Source organism: Mycobacterium sp. D16Q13 (assembly GCF_002013375.1).
In the GTDB taxonomy this organism is placed as follows: domain Bacteria; phylum Actinomycetota; class Actinomycetes; order Mycobacteriales; family Mycobacteriaceae; genus Mycobacterium.
Genome location: NZ_MAEW01000027.1, coordinates 42,166 through 56,135, shown reverse-complemented (window position 1 = coordinate 56,135; position 13,970 = coordinate 42,166). Strand labels below are relative to the sequence as shown.

General features: G+C 64.0%; 14 protein-coding genes. 7 read left to right on the top strand and 7 right to left on the bottom strand.

All coding sequences use genetic code 11. The features are described from left to right. Positions 1-256: MMPL family transporter (locus tag B4400_RS23515; protein ID WP_170915085.1), on the top strand; the 256-nt coding region annotated here is incomplete at its 5' end. An 11-nt stretch (positions 257-267) separates the two neighbouring features. Here the strand turns inward: B4400_RS23515 and ppc are convergent. The 6 genes from ppc to B4400_RS23490 all read right to left on the bottom strand — a co-directional run bounded on the left by ppc (position 268) and on the right by B4400_RS23490 (position 7,843). Further along, positions 268-3,057, bottom strand: coding sequence for a phosphoenolpyruvate carboxylase (ppc, locus tag B4400_RS23510; protein WP_078313049.1), 2,790 nt, complete (start codon positions 3,055-3,057; stop codon positions 268-270). Positions 3,058-3,143: 86 nt separating this feature from the next. Then, positions 3,144-3,977, bottom strand: a complete 834-nt coding sequence (locus B4400_RS23505) for an SDR family NAD(P)-dependent oxidoreductase (RefSeq protein WP_078313048.1) — start codon at positions 3,975-3,977, stop codon at positions 3,144-3,146. 114 nt (positions 3,978-4,091) lie between these two features. After that, a complete protein-coding gene (locus B4400_RS23500) occupies positions 4,092-4,880 on the bottom strand; it encodes a DoxX family protein (RefSeq protein ID WP_078313047.1) in 789 nt (262 codons plus the stop codon). A 159-nt stretch (positions 4,881-5,039) separates the two neighbouring features. Further along, positions 5,040-5,195, bottom strand: a complete 156-nt coding sequence (locus tag B4400_RS24520) for a hypothetical protein (RefSeq protein WP_099051630.1) — start codon at positions 5,193-5,195, stop codon at positions 5,040-5,042. 104 nt (positions 5,196-5,299) lie between these two features. Continuing rightward, positions 5,300-6,799: a PPE domain-containing protein gene (locus tag B4400_RS23495; protein ID WP_078313046.1), complete on the bottom strand. Its 1,500-nt coding sequence runs from the start codon at positions 6,797-6,799 to the stop codon at positions 5,300-5,302. 279 nt (positions 6,800-7,078) lie between these two features. Then, positions 7,079-7,843: a DUF1906 domain-containing protein gene (locus B4400_RS23490; RefSeq protein ID WP_078313058.1), complete on the bottom strand. Its 765-nt coding sequence runs from the start codon at positions 7,841-7,843 to the stop codon at positions 7,079-7,081. A gap of 69 nt (positions 7,844-7,912) precedes the next feature. On the opposite strand from B4400_RS23490, the gene B4400_RS23485 reads away from it, so the two are divergent. The 5 genes from B4400_RS23485 (at position 7,913) to B4400_RS23465 (ending at position 12,371) form a co-directional block, all read left to right on the top strand. Continuing rightward, positions 7,913-9,577 (top strand): ABC-F family ATP-binding cassette domain-containing protein, encoded by a 1,665-nt coding sequence (locus B4400_RS23485; protein WP_078313045.1) that lies wholly within the window; start codon positions 7,913-7,915, stop codon positions 9,575-9,577. A gap of 327 nt (positions 9,578-9,904) precedes the next feature. After that, positions 9,905-10,744, top strand: a complete 840-nt coding sequence (locus tag B4400_RS23480) for an SH3-like domain-containing protein (protein ID WP_078313044.1) — start codon at positions 9,905-9,907, stop codon at positions 10,742-10,744. A gap of 29 nt (positions 10,745-10,773) precedes the next feature. Next, entirely contained in the window at positions 10,774-11,466 is a 693-nt protein-coding gene (scnC, locus tag B4400_RS23475; RefSeq protein WP_078313043.1) for a thiocyanate hydrolase subunit gamma, read from the top strand. Positions 11,467-11,487: 21 nt separating this feature from the next. Then, positions 11,488-11,853 carry a thiocyanate hydrolase gene (locus B4400_RS23470; protein ID WP_078313042.1) on the top strand — a complete coding sequence of 122 codons (366 nt, stop codon included), beginning with the start codon at positions 11,488-11,490 and terminating at the stop codon, positions 11,851-11,853. A gap of 86 nt (positions 11,854-11,939) precedes the next feature. Next, positions 11,940-12,371 carry an ester cyclase gene (locus B4400_RS23465; protein ID WP_078313041.1) on the top strand — a complete coding sequence of 144 codons (432 nt, stop codon included), beginning with the start codon at positions 11,940-11,942 and terminating at the stop codon, positions 12,369-12,371. A 37-nt stretch (positions 12,372-12,408) separates the two neighbouring features. On the opposite strand, the gene B4400_RS23460 is transcribed toward B4400_RS23465, so the two are convergent. Next, on the bottom strand, positions 12,409-13,437 hold the full coding sequence (locus B4400_RS23460) for a fused (3R)-hydroxyacyl-ACP dehydratase subunits HadA/HadB (RefSeq protein WP_078313040.1): 1,029 nt from the start codon (positions 13,435-13,437) through the stop codon (positions 12,409-12,411). 215 nt (positions 13,438-13,652) lie between these two features. On the opposite strand from B4400_RS23460, the gene B4400_RS23455 reads away from it, so the two are divergent. Then, on the top strand, positions 13,653-13,907 hold the full coding sequence (locus B4400_RS23455; protein WP_078313039.1) for a hypothetical protein: 255 nt from the start codon (positions 13,653-13,655) through the stop codon (positions 13,905-13,907). Positions 13,908-13,970 lie beyond the last annotated feature (63 nt).

Genomic DNA, 13,970 nt, shown 5'->3' with positions numbered 1-13,970 from the left:
TGTCACCGCGGCCCTGGTGCTGGCCGGCACCATGCTGGCGATGCTCTCCAGCGATGTGGTCAACATCGGCCAGGCCGGATCCACCATCTGCATCGGACTGATCTTCGACATGATGATCGTCCGCCTGTTCCTGGTCATGCCGCTAGCCCGGATACTCGGACCATGGTTCTGGTGGCCCCAAAAGCTGCCCACACGCAAACGCGCCACCTTCAGAGACGAGCCCGAACTCGGCCCGCGGCCAGACGTCAGCGCGTGAGTATGCAGCGGCTATCCGCTGTTGCGCAGCGCAGTGGCCAGACCGCTCATCGTGAGCAGTATCCCGCGCTGCACCAGTTCGTCCTGGTCGCCGGAACGATATCGACGCAGCAGTTCAACTTGTAGGTGGTTAAGCGGCTCTAGATAGGGAAAACGGTTGAATACCGAACGTGCCAGTGCGGGGTTGTCGGCAAGCAGGTCGTCGTGTCCGGTGATCAGCTGATGCATGGCGATGGTTCTGTCGTGTTCAGCCACGATCTTGTCGAAGACCCGGTGCCGCAGGGCTTCGTCGTCGACCAGGTCTGCATAGCGGGCGGCCAATCCCATGTCTGACTTGGCCAGAACCTGGGCCATGTTGGACAGGACCGTCTGAAAGAACGGCCATTGACGATAGAGCTGCTGTAACACCTCAAGTCGTCCATCGCCTTCGGCGATCCACTGTTGGATCGCGGCTCCCGTGCCGTACCAGCCGGGCAGCATCACCCGCGATTGGCTCCACGCCAGAACCCATGGGATAGCGCGCAGGTCGGCGATCGATGTGGTGGGTTTCCGCGATGTGGGCCGACTGCCGATGTTGAGCGCCCCGATCTCGTTGACTGGTGTCGAAGCCTTGAAATACTCGACAAATCCTGGTGTTTCGTGCACCAATTCGCGGTAGGCACGCTGGGCGCGCGCGGCAAGGTCATCGAGTATTTCGTACGCCGCGCCGGCCGCCTGCCCCAGACCTTCGACGTCGAGCAGCGTCGACTCCAGGGTCGCGGCCAGCAGTGTCTCGAGGTTGCGATGGGCGGTACGGGGCTCGGCGTACTTGGCGGCGATCACCTCGCCCTGTTCGGTAATACGCAGCGATCCGGACACCGCCCCCGGCGGCTGCGCCAAGATGGCGTCGTAACTCGGACCACCGCCGCGGCCCACGGTGCCCCCGCGACCATGAAAGAGCCGCAATCGAATTCCGGTCTTACGTGCGGATTCCACCAAGTCCAGCTCAGCGCGGTAGAGCGCCCAGTTGGCGGCCAGGTAGCCACCGTCCTTGTTGGAATCGGAGTACCCGAGCATGACCTCTTGGCTTTCGCCGCGGGCCGCCACCAGGGCGCGGTACAGCGGAAGTTCCAGTGCTGCCTCGAGAATGGCGGAGCCGCGTTGCAGATCGTCGATCGTCTCGAACAGCGGCACGATGCCCACTGGGCAGAATGGCCGTGGCCGTGAAGCGTCCAGCAGACCGGCCTCTTTGAGGAGAATCGCCGCCTCCAACATATCCGAAACGGATTGGCACATCGAGATGATGTAGTTGGGAACCGCTTTGGGGCCGTAGGTCTGAACAGCCCGCGCGGCGGCGGCGACGATATCGAGCTCCTTGCGGGCTAGCTCGGAGAGCTCCGCGTCCTCGCCGATCAAGGGACGGCGAGTACGTAGCTCGGCGAGCAGTACCTCGATACGCTCGGGCTCCGACAGCGATCGATAGTTGGAGTGCACCCCGGCCCACGCGAGTAGCTCGGACACCACCTCTTCGTGGACATCCGAATTCTGCCGCATATCTAGACCGCTGAGATGAAAACCAAAGACATACACAGCTTCTCGTAGCGCTAACAGACGATCGTCGGCCAGCACCACGCTGCCGTGCGCGCGTAGCGAAGCATCCACGACGTCAAGGTCGCGGAGCAATTCATCCGGCGTGCGGTACGGACTCAGGTCGAGATCCAGATCATGCTCCGGCATCTGGTCAAGGATCTGGGCGGCGGTCGCGGTGAGACGCGCATGAATGACGCGCAGTGCACGACGGTAGGGCTCGTCTGCCCGCTCGGTCTCGCCACCTTGTTCGGCCAGCGCGGTCAGGTCGGCAGAAACCGTGACCAGGCGCATCGATAGGGAGAGCTCCTGCTCCAGCGCTACCAGTTGTTCGAAGTAGTAGGCAATGGCCGTCTGGGCGGCGCTGCTCGTCGCAAGATGCACTACCTCGGCGGTGACGTTCGGATTTCCGTCCCGGTCGCCACCGATCCAGGAGCCAGGCCGCAGGATCGGCTCGCTGAGTAGTTGCGTATCCGGCCACCGGCGGCGTAACGCCTTGCGGACCTCGGCGTTGATCTCAGGTATCACCTCGAAGAACGCCGCCTGGTAGTACCGCAGCCCGACTGCGATCTCGTCTTGAATTTTTAGCCGGGACAAGCGGATCAATGCCGTCTGCCACAGTGTGAGAATCTGCCGCCGTAGTTCGTTCTCGATATCGCGGCCGGTCTCGGTATGTGTCAGTCCATGCATCCTCAGCCGCATGAGTTCGGTAACGCGATGCTGGGTATCGAATACGGTACGGCGGCGTGTCTCGGTAGGGTGGGCGGTGATAACCGGTGACACCAGCGCGCCGGTCAGCGCGTGCGCGACGCGGTTCGAATCTATCTGCGCAGCATCGAGTTTGAGGTACGTGGCAGCGAGGCTGCTGTCCTGCGGTGGTGCACCCGCGATGACGTGGACGGCGCGACGACGCTCCCGATGGATATCCTCGGCGACATTGGCCAGCAGTGCGAAATGGGTGAAGGCCCGGATGACGGGGATGGCTTGGTGAATGTCGACGCCGTCGAACAGGTCTGCCAGCTCAGCGCGGTCGATCTCCGATCGGCGCACCCGGAAGGACTCCACGCGCGCCCGCTCGACGAGTTCGAAGACCTCGTCGCCGCACTGCTCACGTACCGTTCGGCCCAAGATGGTGCCCAGGAGCCGGATGTCTTCACGCATCGGCTCGGTGGCCTCCCGGCCCACCTGTGTCCGGGTTACCGCGCCTATCGGTGCAAGATCGGAAACCTCAGCCATAAGTAGAGTATCGGTGGCGACAAGGCTGCCCGCACGATGAGCGCCATGATTGTTTACCGATCAGCACCCGATACGTCGGTGCGTATCTACGTGATCGACGCGATGGTGCTGTCCGACGCTGCCGGTGAGAACAAGTCGATCGCCGGTAGCAGGGCACGCAGCACGGCGGGGTTGACCTCCACCGGTTGATGAGTAACCGCGCGCACGATCCAGCGACCGGCCTCCTGTGCGGACAATGCGACGGCGCCGTCGTATTCTGCTGTGGGTGCGATCATTTCAGTGCGCACGAGCGGGAAGTGCACGTTGGTCGCGTGCACGCCGGGGTGTGGCCGCTCGGCATTGAGGCTACGCCCGAAGATCGCCAGCGCGCTCTTGGAGGCCGCATACGCGGAGAAGCGCGGAAAAGTGTTGGCATGCAAGGCCCATGTACAGACATTGACGAATTGGCCTTGTCCGCGCTCCATCATTCCGGGTAACAATCCGAGGGTCAGCTGCACGGGCGCGAAGTAGTTCAGCGCCATGGTCCGCTGGTAGTCGTGCAGGCGGTCGGTCGCATCGACAATGTGACGGCGGATGGAGCGTCCGGCGTTGTTCACCAGCACATCCACGTGCTGATCGGCGAGATCCTGCAGCAGCCGTGCGATCTCGGCCTGGTCGGTCAGGTCGCAGGTGCGCCAGTCGCAGCCGGTCTCCGCCGCGAGTGTCTGTAGCTCGTCTGCACGCCGGGCCACCCCGATGACGCGGGCCCCCCGGGCGCGCAGTTGGGTGACGGCCTGTCGGCCGATTCCGGCTGACGCACCGGTGACCACCACCGTCAGTTGGCTGACGTCACGACCCGGGCCGGACAGCAGGGAGTCGATCCGTGCAGGTAGCAGAGTGCGGCGCTGGACAAACTCCTGGACGGTACGGCTAACGGACACGGAATCCCTCTCAGGTCGCGGGGGCCACCCGATACCGGATATGACCACACGGTCATATTAGCGGATAGGGTGGACCTGGACCGGGCCGGCCGCGACGCGGGGGATCTGCCCGCGCTAGCGGCCGAATACGCGGGCGAGTCTGCGGAGTTTGGGAGGTGGGTCGGCGGCAAGGGCCTCAATGTGATGACGGCCTTTGCCGGCGGCACTTGCCAGCTCCGAGCCGCGCTCGGTGAGTAGTTCTGTGAGTTCACTTCCGCGCTGTGCGGCAATCTCGGTCAGCTGGCTGCCGCGTCGTTGAGCGGTCTCGGCGATCTCGGCTCCGCGTTCCCGGGCGTACTCGGCGATCAGCGGGGCCTTCTCGCGTACGGTCTCACCGAGCTCCGCGGCTTTGGTCTGTAGTGAATGCGAGGGATGTTCTGCTCCGGGGATGGCTGAGGCAACGGCGGCGACGGCGTCGCTGGCAGCTCTACGGGCGCGCCACGACAATCCGGGCCGTCCCTCGGTATCGATACCGGCGATGATCAATCCGCCCAAGAGCGAGATGTTCTTCCAGAAGTGAGTCTTCTGCTGCAACTTGAGGTCGGGATCGGGTTCGCGCCAGAATGCCTGGTCCGCCAGGGTCGCTGGAACCAAGGTGCCGGCCAGTGTCCATGCCGATATCCGGGGAAATCTACCGCTGGCAAGAGCCAGCCCGGCGGCAAGCTGAGTAGCCGCATGGATGCGCACGTAGGTCTGAGGATCTCGTGGCAGGTATGTGGCCACCGAGTCCGGCGCGCTGTCTAACAGATTGTTGACCAGCGGTTCGGCCACGTCCGCCGACGCGGCAGGACGGCGGAGGCCGTCAACTCCCGCCGCAACGAAGATGGACGAAAGCATCGGACGCGCAATGCGTCGTACCAGCACAGTAACCTCCAAGAAGTTCGCGGAAAGTGAAGGGCCCCAGAGCCGACCGGCCTGAGCCAATTCAGTCGGGCTGTTCCCGGAAAGCTCGACTACTAAACATCCGGAAAACGCTCAGTCAGATAGGCGCACCCGGTCGGCGTCGCTTATGCGGCGGTGCACTCAAAACCACACCTTGCGGCCCGCAACCGGCCTGCCTACCGCCCCCAGGATCCACAGCACGGCCCCGGCTACTACGAGGACTATTCCTATTGTCTGCAGAATCGGAACGGCCAGTACGTATCCCAAAACGGCCAGCAGAATGCCCAAAATGATCATGATGTCCCTCTCCTTGCCTAAGGCAACTGGAGCCTTATGTGGGAGGGCATACCCGCTCGGAGTAACACTGAAACATCGACCATGAGCGCCGGAAGCGCGAGGAGTCAGCGTGCGGTGTCGTCCCCATCAACGCCCCAGGTCTGCGGCAGCATCGGGCTGGTCCGGCTCTCGGGTGCGTCCCCTGCGAGGGTGGTCAATCCGGCGGCCTCGGTACCCGTCGACGCGGTGCGGACGCCGGCGAAGCCAAGCCGGCTCACACCCGTGGTGGAGGCTCCCACTGTCACCGGACCGTCAGGGCCGGAGGGGATTTCGGTGTCCATGGTGGCGTATTCGTGGCGGTAGCCGCGGTCCTCGGCGGTTCCGCGACGGCGCCTACGGCTTCTGGCCTTTCCGGGATTGCAGGCCAGTGCCGCGGCGGCCGCCACCGCACTGCTCGGTGCGTGGGCCACGGCTCCGGTGCTGTGACCCATGGTCGGCCCGAACCCGAATCCGGGACCATCGCCCCGAACCGCGTAACCGAGGCCTTCGGCTCCCGCGGGTGGCGGTGTGGGCGCCGGGGCAGAGCTGGGGGCAACCGTGGAGGTGGATGACGGGGTGGGCGCGGCCGAGCTTGCCGTGGTCACCGTTCCACCGCTCATCGCGACGGCGTTCGGTTGCTCCGCGCGTGGATGGACGACCTCTGCGGGTAGGTCGGCCGGTGGCGCCACCGGCATCTGGGACAGGCTGCCCAAGGTGATGGCGAGCGGGAGCGAGATGCCTGCCGCGGGGCCCAGGATTGCGGCGTAGATAGGCGTTCCCATCACGCCAAATGTTGCGGCATAGGCGAATACGAAGAACAGCGGCTGCCAGGTAACCAGGGCGGCGGCAGGGTTGGTGGAGAAGTCGATAATGATCTGAATGATGGTGCCGACGGGGTCGGTGATCAGTCCCTTGAGCGCGCGATACATGCTCAGGAAGTGTTGGGAATTCGCCAACAGCATCTCAATGGGGTCGTTCGGGTCAGGCACGATGGGCGGCGGCTTGGTGGCGTCCTGGGCCGCGGCCCGTGCGATGCCATCACTTTCTGGCGAGAGCAGTACCGGTGACGGAAGGGTCGGCGGCGCTGCCGTCACCGAGGTCTCGGCGACGGCCTGATAGGTGCTCATCACGGTGGCGGCCTGTATCCACATCCGAATGTAGTCGGCCTCATTGAGGGCGATCGGAATAGTGTTGATACCAAAGAAATTGGTGGCGATCAGCGCCCCGTGCGTCGCGTGATTGGCGGCGAGTTCGACAAGGGTGGGCATAGTGGCCAGCGCCTCGGAATAGGCCGTAGCCGCCGTCTCTGTTTGCGCCGCGACTCCCGCGCTGGCCGTGCTGGTCTGCTGTAGCCAGCTCAGGTAGGGCACGTGTGCAGCCTGGTATTGCTCTGAGCTGGGGCCATTCCATGAGCCTGCCCGCACCGAGCCCAGCGTCGTGGTGAGTTCCGTTGCTGCGGAGGAGTATTCCGTGCTCAGCGCGCGCCAGGCGTCTGCGGCCGCGAGCAGAGGGCCGGGCCCGGGGCCACTGCTGAGCAAGGCGGAATGTACTTCGGGAGGAGCCGCCATCCATACCGGAGCTGTCATGAGCCGTTGCCTGCGCCGCTGATCGGACCGACTGTGGGGGAATCAGTTTCGCAACTCATCATCTGACCGGTTTCCAGGGCGACGCGCGGGGCGGCCCTGGCGCCTCCTCTCCAGTGCTCGCTGACCGGCTATGAAATGGGTCAGCCAACAAAGGTTAGCGTAACCTTCCTTCGATTGGTGGTGTCCCTCGGTGCGGGAGATCTGGTTCCGCTGCGGTGCTGGATATCTGGGTGACCGGCTGCCCGCGCGATGGCGGGCCTGGCCTGCATCTCACGATGCTTACCGAGGCAAGTCCCACTGTCCGAAGTCGGCTGCGAGAACGTCGTCGACGTCCACATGTACGTCCCCGATGAGCGGTCCCGGGGTCGAGGCGGTGTTGACCGCGCTTTGGTACAGCACGGCCGCAGGCTCACGCGCCCCGCCGGACCAGGCACGTGTCTGCCAGGCCCAGCGATACCCGCCGGTCGTTGAGTGCCCGATGACACCGTCGCTGATCGCCCACCCGCACGCGCGGGCGTGACCGTAGATGCCGGTGCGGCGAACGCCCAATACGGCATTGATGCCCTGGAACCATTGAACAGCAACACTTTTCCAAGTGTTCTGATCGATATCCTCATCGACGCTGAAGAAGATCGGGGCCGAATCCGGTCCTCCCGCGGCGCCGTGCAGCCGCAGGGCGGTCTGCGCATCGGCCACGCCGCCGTCGTAGCCGCGGGTGAAGTCTGATGGGGTGGGCCAGCCCGGCTTGCCGTACTGGTAGCAACTGACGACGTGAAGTCCGACCGCGCGCAGCCCAGCGGCGTAGTCACGGGTGACGGGTTTGAAGTCGAAGGTTGCGCCCGGTCGCAACTCGGACACGTAGACAAGGGCACCGGCGTAGCCCGCGGATTTGATCTGTTCCGGGGTAACCAGGCGCTCGGTGAAGTCGATCAGCCGTATACCGTCCGCGGATGCGTGCGGGGCAAGGGCTATCGGAAGACCCGCGAGGATCGGCGCGGCCAACGCGTAACGAAGGGCGTCGCGCCGTGAGACCGACAGGTGCATGGCGCGATGGTAGCGGTCCACTGCTTACGCGTGGGGCCTGTTGCGGTGTGGTGATGGGACGATGAACCCATGACCGCAACGCTTGTCGCGAAGAATGTGGCCGGTGGATTCGCCCACCGCACCCTCTTCGAGGCGCTCGACGTGACCGTGGCGCCCGGCGATGTGGTTGGCGTCGTCGGCGCCAACGGTGCCGGCAAGAGCACGCTTCTGCGGATACTTGCCGGGGATCTCGAGCCGCTCGAGGGTTCTGTCAGCGCCGCGCCGGCCGACGCGTTCATCGGGTGGCTCCCGCAGGAGCATGAGCGGGTGCCGGGAGAAACCGTCGCCACCTACATCGCGCGCCGCACGGGATGCACCGAAGCTACGCAAGCCATGGAAGCTGCGGCCGCGGCGCTGGCCGACGAGAATCGGAGCCCCTCGGAGATCGATCCGACCGACGCCTACTCGGCCGCGTTCGATCGTTGGCTCGCCTCTGGCGCGGCGGATCTCGACGAACGGTTGCCCGCGGTTCTGGTTGACCTGGGCCTCGGCTCGGATGCGGTGCGTCCGCAGTCGACCCTGATGACTGACCTGTCGGGTGGACAAGCGGCGCGTGTGGGATTGGCGGCGCTGGTGTTGTCGCGGTTCGACGTCGTTCTGCTGGACGAACCGACCAATGATCTCGACCTGGACGGGCTGGCTCGGCTAGAGGAGTTCGTCCGGGATCTGCGTGGTGGCGTGGTGTTGGTGAGTCACGATCGCGAGTTTCTTGCGCGCAGCGTCACCCACGTTCTCGAACTGGACTTGGCGCAGAACACCACCACCGTCTTCGGTGGCGGTTACGAAAGTTATCTGGAAGAGCGTGCGGTTGGTCGGCGGCATCGACGCGAACAGTATGAAGAGTTCGCCGAGAAAAAGGCTGACCTTGTTGCGCGCGCACGTACTCAACGGGAATGGTCGAGCCAGGGTGTGCGCAACGCTATGCGTAAGGCCCCCGATAACGACAAGATCCGGCGTCGCGCGGCCTCCGAGTCCAGCGAGAAGCAGGCGCAGAAGGTTCGGCAGATGGAGAGTCGGATCGCCCGGCTCGAGGAGGTCGTGGAACCCCGTAAGGAATGGGTGCTCGAGTTCACCATCGGTGCAGCGCCCAGATCGAGCTCTGTCGTCGCGACTCTCGATAATGCCGTTGTGCGACAAGGGGATTTCGTTCTCGGTCCGGTGTCGCTTCAGGTTGATGCCGGTGAGCGGATCGGCATCACGGGCCCCAACGGGGCAGGAAAGTCCACCTTGCTGCGCCTGCTCTTGGGGCGCCAGCAGCCCGACGAGGGCCGCGCGAGTATGGGTGCAAACGTTGCGATCGGCGAGATCGACCAGGCGCGTGCGGATTTCACCGGAACGGACAGGCTCGTCGATCGCTTTGAGCAGCGGGTGCCGGCGTGGTCGACGGCCGATGTGCGCACCCTGCTCGCTAAGTTCGGTCTGCGCGCCGATCATGTGGAACGCCGGGTGGGCGAGCTTTCGCCCGGTGAGCGGACCCGGGCAGGCCTAGCGCTGCTACAGGCGTGCGGCACGAACGTGTTGGTTCTGGACGAGCCCACTAACCATCTCGACCTCGCCGCCATCGAGCAGCTCGAGGAGGCGCTCGAGACCTATGACGGTGCGTTGTTGTTGGTGACGCATGACCGCCGGATGCTGAAGAACGTTCGGTTGGACCGTTCGTGGATGGTTGACAACGGTGGAGTGACCGAGCTTTAGTCGTAGATTCAAGTACTTTGCTGTACCTGCCAGCCGCCGGCCCTTCCGCGTCCGCTGGCCCGACGGTTGCGGCACGTGTCGAGCGCCGGGGCCGCGCATAGTGAGGAATGGGCGTAGCCAGTATCTATTGATCTTTTCGGGACGGAGAGACGGTGCGCGGGCATGCGGTCACGGACTCACGTCACGCCGGTTTTCCCTAGGGTATCCGGCATCGGTATTGACGTAGCTGAAAAGTATTGTCGCCGTAATCCAGAACTGCTAGCGTCCAAGTCTTAGGGAGCTCCGCGCTTCTGTACCAACGTTCCGTACGACAGCAAGGGGACGTTCATGAGTACTGCGTCCGAGCGTGCGGCACGTCTGGACCTGGTGGCGCGCTTGAAGTCGTCCTATCCGGAGATCGTGGATGCGCCGACTCCCGATCTCATCGATCACAACTACTTCACCGCGTACATGAAGACCTCGCATGACGTCGGTGGCGAGCCGGATGCACCCATCAAGTACGAGAACAAGCAATACGAGAAGTGGGAGGAACTGACCTACGTCATGTGCGAAGTCCTGGCATGGCGCGGGATCTGGCTTTCGGAGGAGCGGCGCCGGATCGGGAACGTCGACGTGGGTCGCACTATCTACCTCGGGCTTCCGTACTACGCGCGCTGGCTGTGGGCGGTCGGCCGGGTGCTGGTGGAAAAGCATCACATCAGCCTGGGGGAGCTGAACGACCGGATGCTGGAGGTCAAGACTCGGTATGCCGGAGGCCTGGAAGGCAGGACTCCGGAAGCGCGGCCAAAGTGCGAAGGCGACGGCGCCCAGGTGAGGCGCAACGCGCACCACATCGAAGCGGTCGGCAAGGGCGACCCGCAGGTTTATGCCGGGAAGGCGGGCAAGCCCCGGTTTCATGTGGGCGACGCAGTCGTCGTGCGTGAGGAGCCTGCGCTGTTCTACACCCGCACACCGGAATACGTTCGGGGCGCCACCGGCGAGATCGCGGCCGTCGCATATGAGACCCCTGCGGCGGAGGATGAGACATGGGATCGCCCGGACGCCACGCCCGAATGGATGTACATCGTGCGGTTCAACCAGTCCAAGCTGTGGCACGGCTATACCGGGGCCGCGATCGACACCCTGCAGACGGAGCTTCCTGAGCGGGCTTTGAAGGCAGCCAGTTAGACCTATCCGGATCGAGAGGGATCAGCGCCATGACCAACGATCACGATCACACCCGCACTGTTGCCCCCATGGTGGACGAGATCACCGACTTCGAGGTCCTGGAGATCGCGTTGCGCGAATTGTGCATCGAGAAGGGAATTTTCACCGCCGAGGATCATCGGCGCTTCACCGAGTTCGCCGAGCAGATCGGTCCAACTCCTGCCGCGCGTCTGGTGGCCCGGGCGTGGCTCGATCCGGAATTCAAGGAACTCGCACTCACCGCACCGATGGACGCCAGCAAGGAGGTCGGTGTCGATTGGTTCGAGCCGACCGGGTGGGGCACCCCCAGCGACTTCATGGCATTTCAAATATTGGCGAACACGCCGACGTTGCACCATGTCATCGTCTGCGCCTTGTGTTCCTGCTACCCGCGACCGATCCTGGGAAATTCCCCCGAGTGGTACCGCACACCCAACTACCGCCGCCGACTTGTCCGCTGGCCGCGTCAGGTGCTCTCCGAGTTCGGGCTCAACCTGCCCGACGACGTTGAGGTCCGGGTGGAGGATTCCAATCAGAAGCATCGGTTCATGGTGATGCCCATGCGTCCGGACGGCACTGAGGGCTGGGATGAGGATCAGTTAGTCGAGATCATTACCCGTGACTGTTTGATCGGCGTCGCCCTGCCAACGGTCGGCGTCACCACCAACGTCATCGTCGATACTCGTCCGGCCGTCCATCCGTAACCGAGTGAGAGCCGAAACATCATGGAGACAGAGGGTCTGGGCTCGGCCGGAGGAGTTGTCAGCGAGTCTCTGCAGGACATTGTGCGGCGTCATCAGGTCTGGCCGGAGATGGCGGCAAAGTACGGGGTCGCAAACCCCGTACCGCCCTGGAAGACCAGTCTGGATGGCCTCTGCGATGCGCTCGACCACGCCGCCTGCGGCGATGTCCCTACCTTCAAAGAGCGGAGGGATGAGGAGGACGCGCTTTCGGCCTCCCTGTATTCCAGCCTGCCCTATCCCGAGAGTCAGCTGGTGTCACTCGCGCACTCGCTGGTCGCCCGCGGCGTCATCGACGATGCCGAGCTTCGGCGACGGCTCGCGAGCGTTCGCGCCCGGCTCGAAGCCTGAACTGGGGATACCGCCGGAATAACCGGACTGTAGTCCGGTTATGTATGAGTGTACGCCGGAAACAGACACACGAGGGAGCACATCTCATGAGCGACAGCGAGCCTGGAGACATCGCTAAGGAGATCGTGCGACGCAACACCGAGCGAGTCCAAGGTCAGGGAGACTTCGCCTTGTTCGAGACGCTGTTCGCCGACGACTTCGTCGATCACACACCGCAACCAGGCACGACAGCCGATAAGGACGGGGTTCGGGTGCTCTATCAGCGGCTGCGCGCCGCCTTCCCTGATTTCCGGCCCGAAATCCATTGGCAGACCGTGGATGGTGACGTGGTCACCACCTTCAAGACCTATCACGGAACGCATCGCGGCGCGTTTCTCGGAATCGAGCCGACGGGCCGGGTCGTACGGTTCGAGACTGTCGACGCGATGCGCGTGCGGCGCGGGCAGATCGTCGAGCACTGGGGAGTGGCCAACTTGTACTCGGTTGTCCACCAGCTTGGCGGTCGCGTCCAGTCGTGAACCTGGCAAGGCACCGCTGTGACCGCGGATCGTCAGGTCAGCTGAAGCGGACGTGCATGGTCGCGAGGCCGAAGATCTTTTTGCCGCTGGACTTCGCAGCCACAATGATGATGCCGGTGCGGGTTTCTGGATCCAGCGATTTGATCTTGCCGCCGAACTCGATGTCCGCGCCCTCGGCGGACGACACGATCGCCGGTGCGGATAGCCGGACCGCATAGCGAGTCACCGCGCCCGGGTCGCCCGACCACGCCGAGAAGAATCCGGCACCCAACCCCATGGTGAGCATGCCGTGTGCGATTACGTCGGGCAGCCCGGCCAGCTTGGCAATCTCCTCGTCCCAGTGAATTGGGTTGGCATCGCCTGCGACGCCGGCGTAGTTCACCAGGTCGCCCCGGGACAGGCGGGTGTGATGCACCGGCAGCTCGTCGCCGACCTTCACGTCGTCGAACGACGGCGTCCCGGGTGTGCGTGCGGAGTCGGCAGAGATCCGAACCTCACCCGCGGGCCGCAGGGTCTTCTCGTAGGTCTCGGCCGCTGCGCCGATGCCCGAGAAGTCGACGTCGTGCATCATCGCCCTCTGCACGGCCGCCATCGTCCCCGGATTGATTTCATCGGCGGTGACGCCGACGACGGTGGTGTGCAGGGTGTGCACCCGCTCGCCAGCCATATCGGTGAAGGTGTTGGTCACGGTGATCAGGTCCCGGCCGGCGACTCGGCGCACGGACGTCAGCTCCACGTCGATGTGCAGTTCGTCTCCCGCGACAATCGGACGGTGCTGTTCGAAGACCTCTTCTGTCTGAAGGTAGGTGTCGTAACCGACGACAACGGATTCGAACATGCGGCGGTTACAGGCCATGGCCGGGGTGGACGTGAATGTCAGCGGCGCCACCACGCCCGAGTAGCCCAGATCCGCGGCGGCGTCGACGTCCCAGTGTGAGGGGTGATAGTCCTGCACCGCTCGGGCGTACTCGCGCACCTTCTCACGACCGACCAGATAGGGGCCGTCCATCTGGTAGTAGTGGCCGATGCGTGCTTCGAGTGCCGATGCTTCTGCCGGTGCAGTCATGAGATGTCCAACTTTCCTATCGGCCTGTTCGCTGAGGCCGACGCAAGCACACTAGCGCGCAGACCCCGGGGAGGTAGACGCCGATCCGCGTCTCAATCGGCCATCAGCACGATCATTACTTAGTAAAATAGGTGGTCACCGCCCGTGTGCACGACTTGCCGCTGCTGGGAAACCGTGATCGGGGGGCTGTGCCCCTATGAAGAAGGGAGGGCACTATGGCCAGTATTGGAGGCGTCGTTGCCGCGGCCTGTGCCGCCGCGATCGCGGGTTCTTTTCACGTCGTGGTTCCCGTCGCGTCTGCGGCGCCCACCGCTCACGTGATGTGCGAGCGAGTCAACGAGGTCGGCGATTGCGAGCAGGATCCGCCCAGCCAGCAGGACAGCGGAGATAACTGTGTACTCGTCAACGAGTTGGGCGCTTGTGAAGACAAGCAGGAAGTAGACAATCCGCCGCACACCATGGACAGGTAGCCCACGAGATCTGCCCCCCTGGGCCGAATGGCGCTCGTGGGCGTGATACCGCTAGTTTTCTGA

Coding starts and splice junctions, on each gene's coding strand:
- ppc (WP_078313049.1), bottom strand. CDS start 3,057: ATGGCTGAGGTTTCCGATCTTGCACCGATAGGCGCGGTAACCCGGACA.
- B4400_RS24520 (WP_099051630.1), bottom strand. CDS start 5,195: ATGATCATTTTGGGCATTCTGCTGGCCGTTTTGGGATACGTACTGGCC.
- B4400_RS23495 (WP_078313046.1), bottom strand. CDS start 6,799: ATGACAGCTCCGGTATGGATGGCGGCTCCTCCCGAAGTACATTCCGCC.
- B4400_RS23490 (WP_078313058.1), bottom strand. CDS start 7,843: ATGCACCTGTCGGTCTCACGGCGCGACGCCCTTCGTTACGCGTTGGCC.
- B4400_RS23485 (WP_078313045.1), top strand. CDS start 7,913: ATGACCGCAACGCTTGTCGCGAAGAATGTGGCCGGTGGATTCGCCCAC.
- B4400_RS23480 (WP_078313044.1), top strand. CDS start 9,905: ATGAGTACTGCGTCCGAGCGTGCGGCACGTCTGGACCTGGTGGCGCGC.
- scnC (WP_078313043.1), top strand. CDS start 10,774: ATGACCAACGATCACGATCACACCCGCACTGTTGCCCCCATGGTGGAC.
- B4400_RS23470 (WP_078313042.1), top strand. CDS start 11,488: ATGGAGACAGAGGGTCTGGGCTCGGCCGGAGGAGTTGTCAGCGAGTCT.
- B4400_RS23465 (WP_078313041.1), top strand. CDS start 11,940: ATGAGCGACAGCGAGCCTGGAGACATCGCTAAGGAGATCGTGCGACGC.
- B4400_RS23460 (WP_078313040.1), bottom strand. CDS start 13,437: ATGACTGCACCGGCAGAAGCATCGGCACTCGAAGCACGCATCGGCCAC.
- B4400_RS23455 (WP_078313039.1), top strand. CDS start 13,653: ATGGCCAGTATTGGAGGCGTCGTTGCCGCGGCCTGTGCCGCCGCGATC.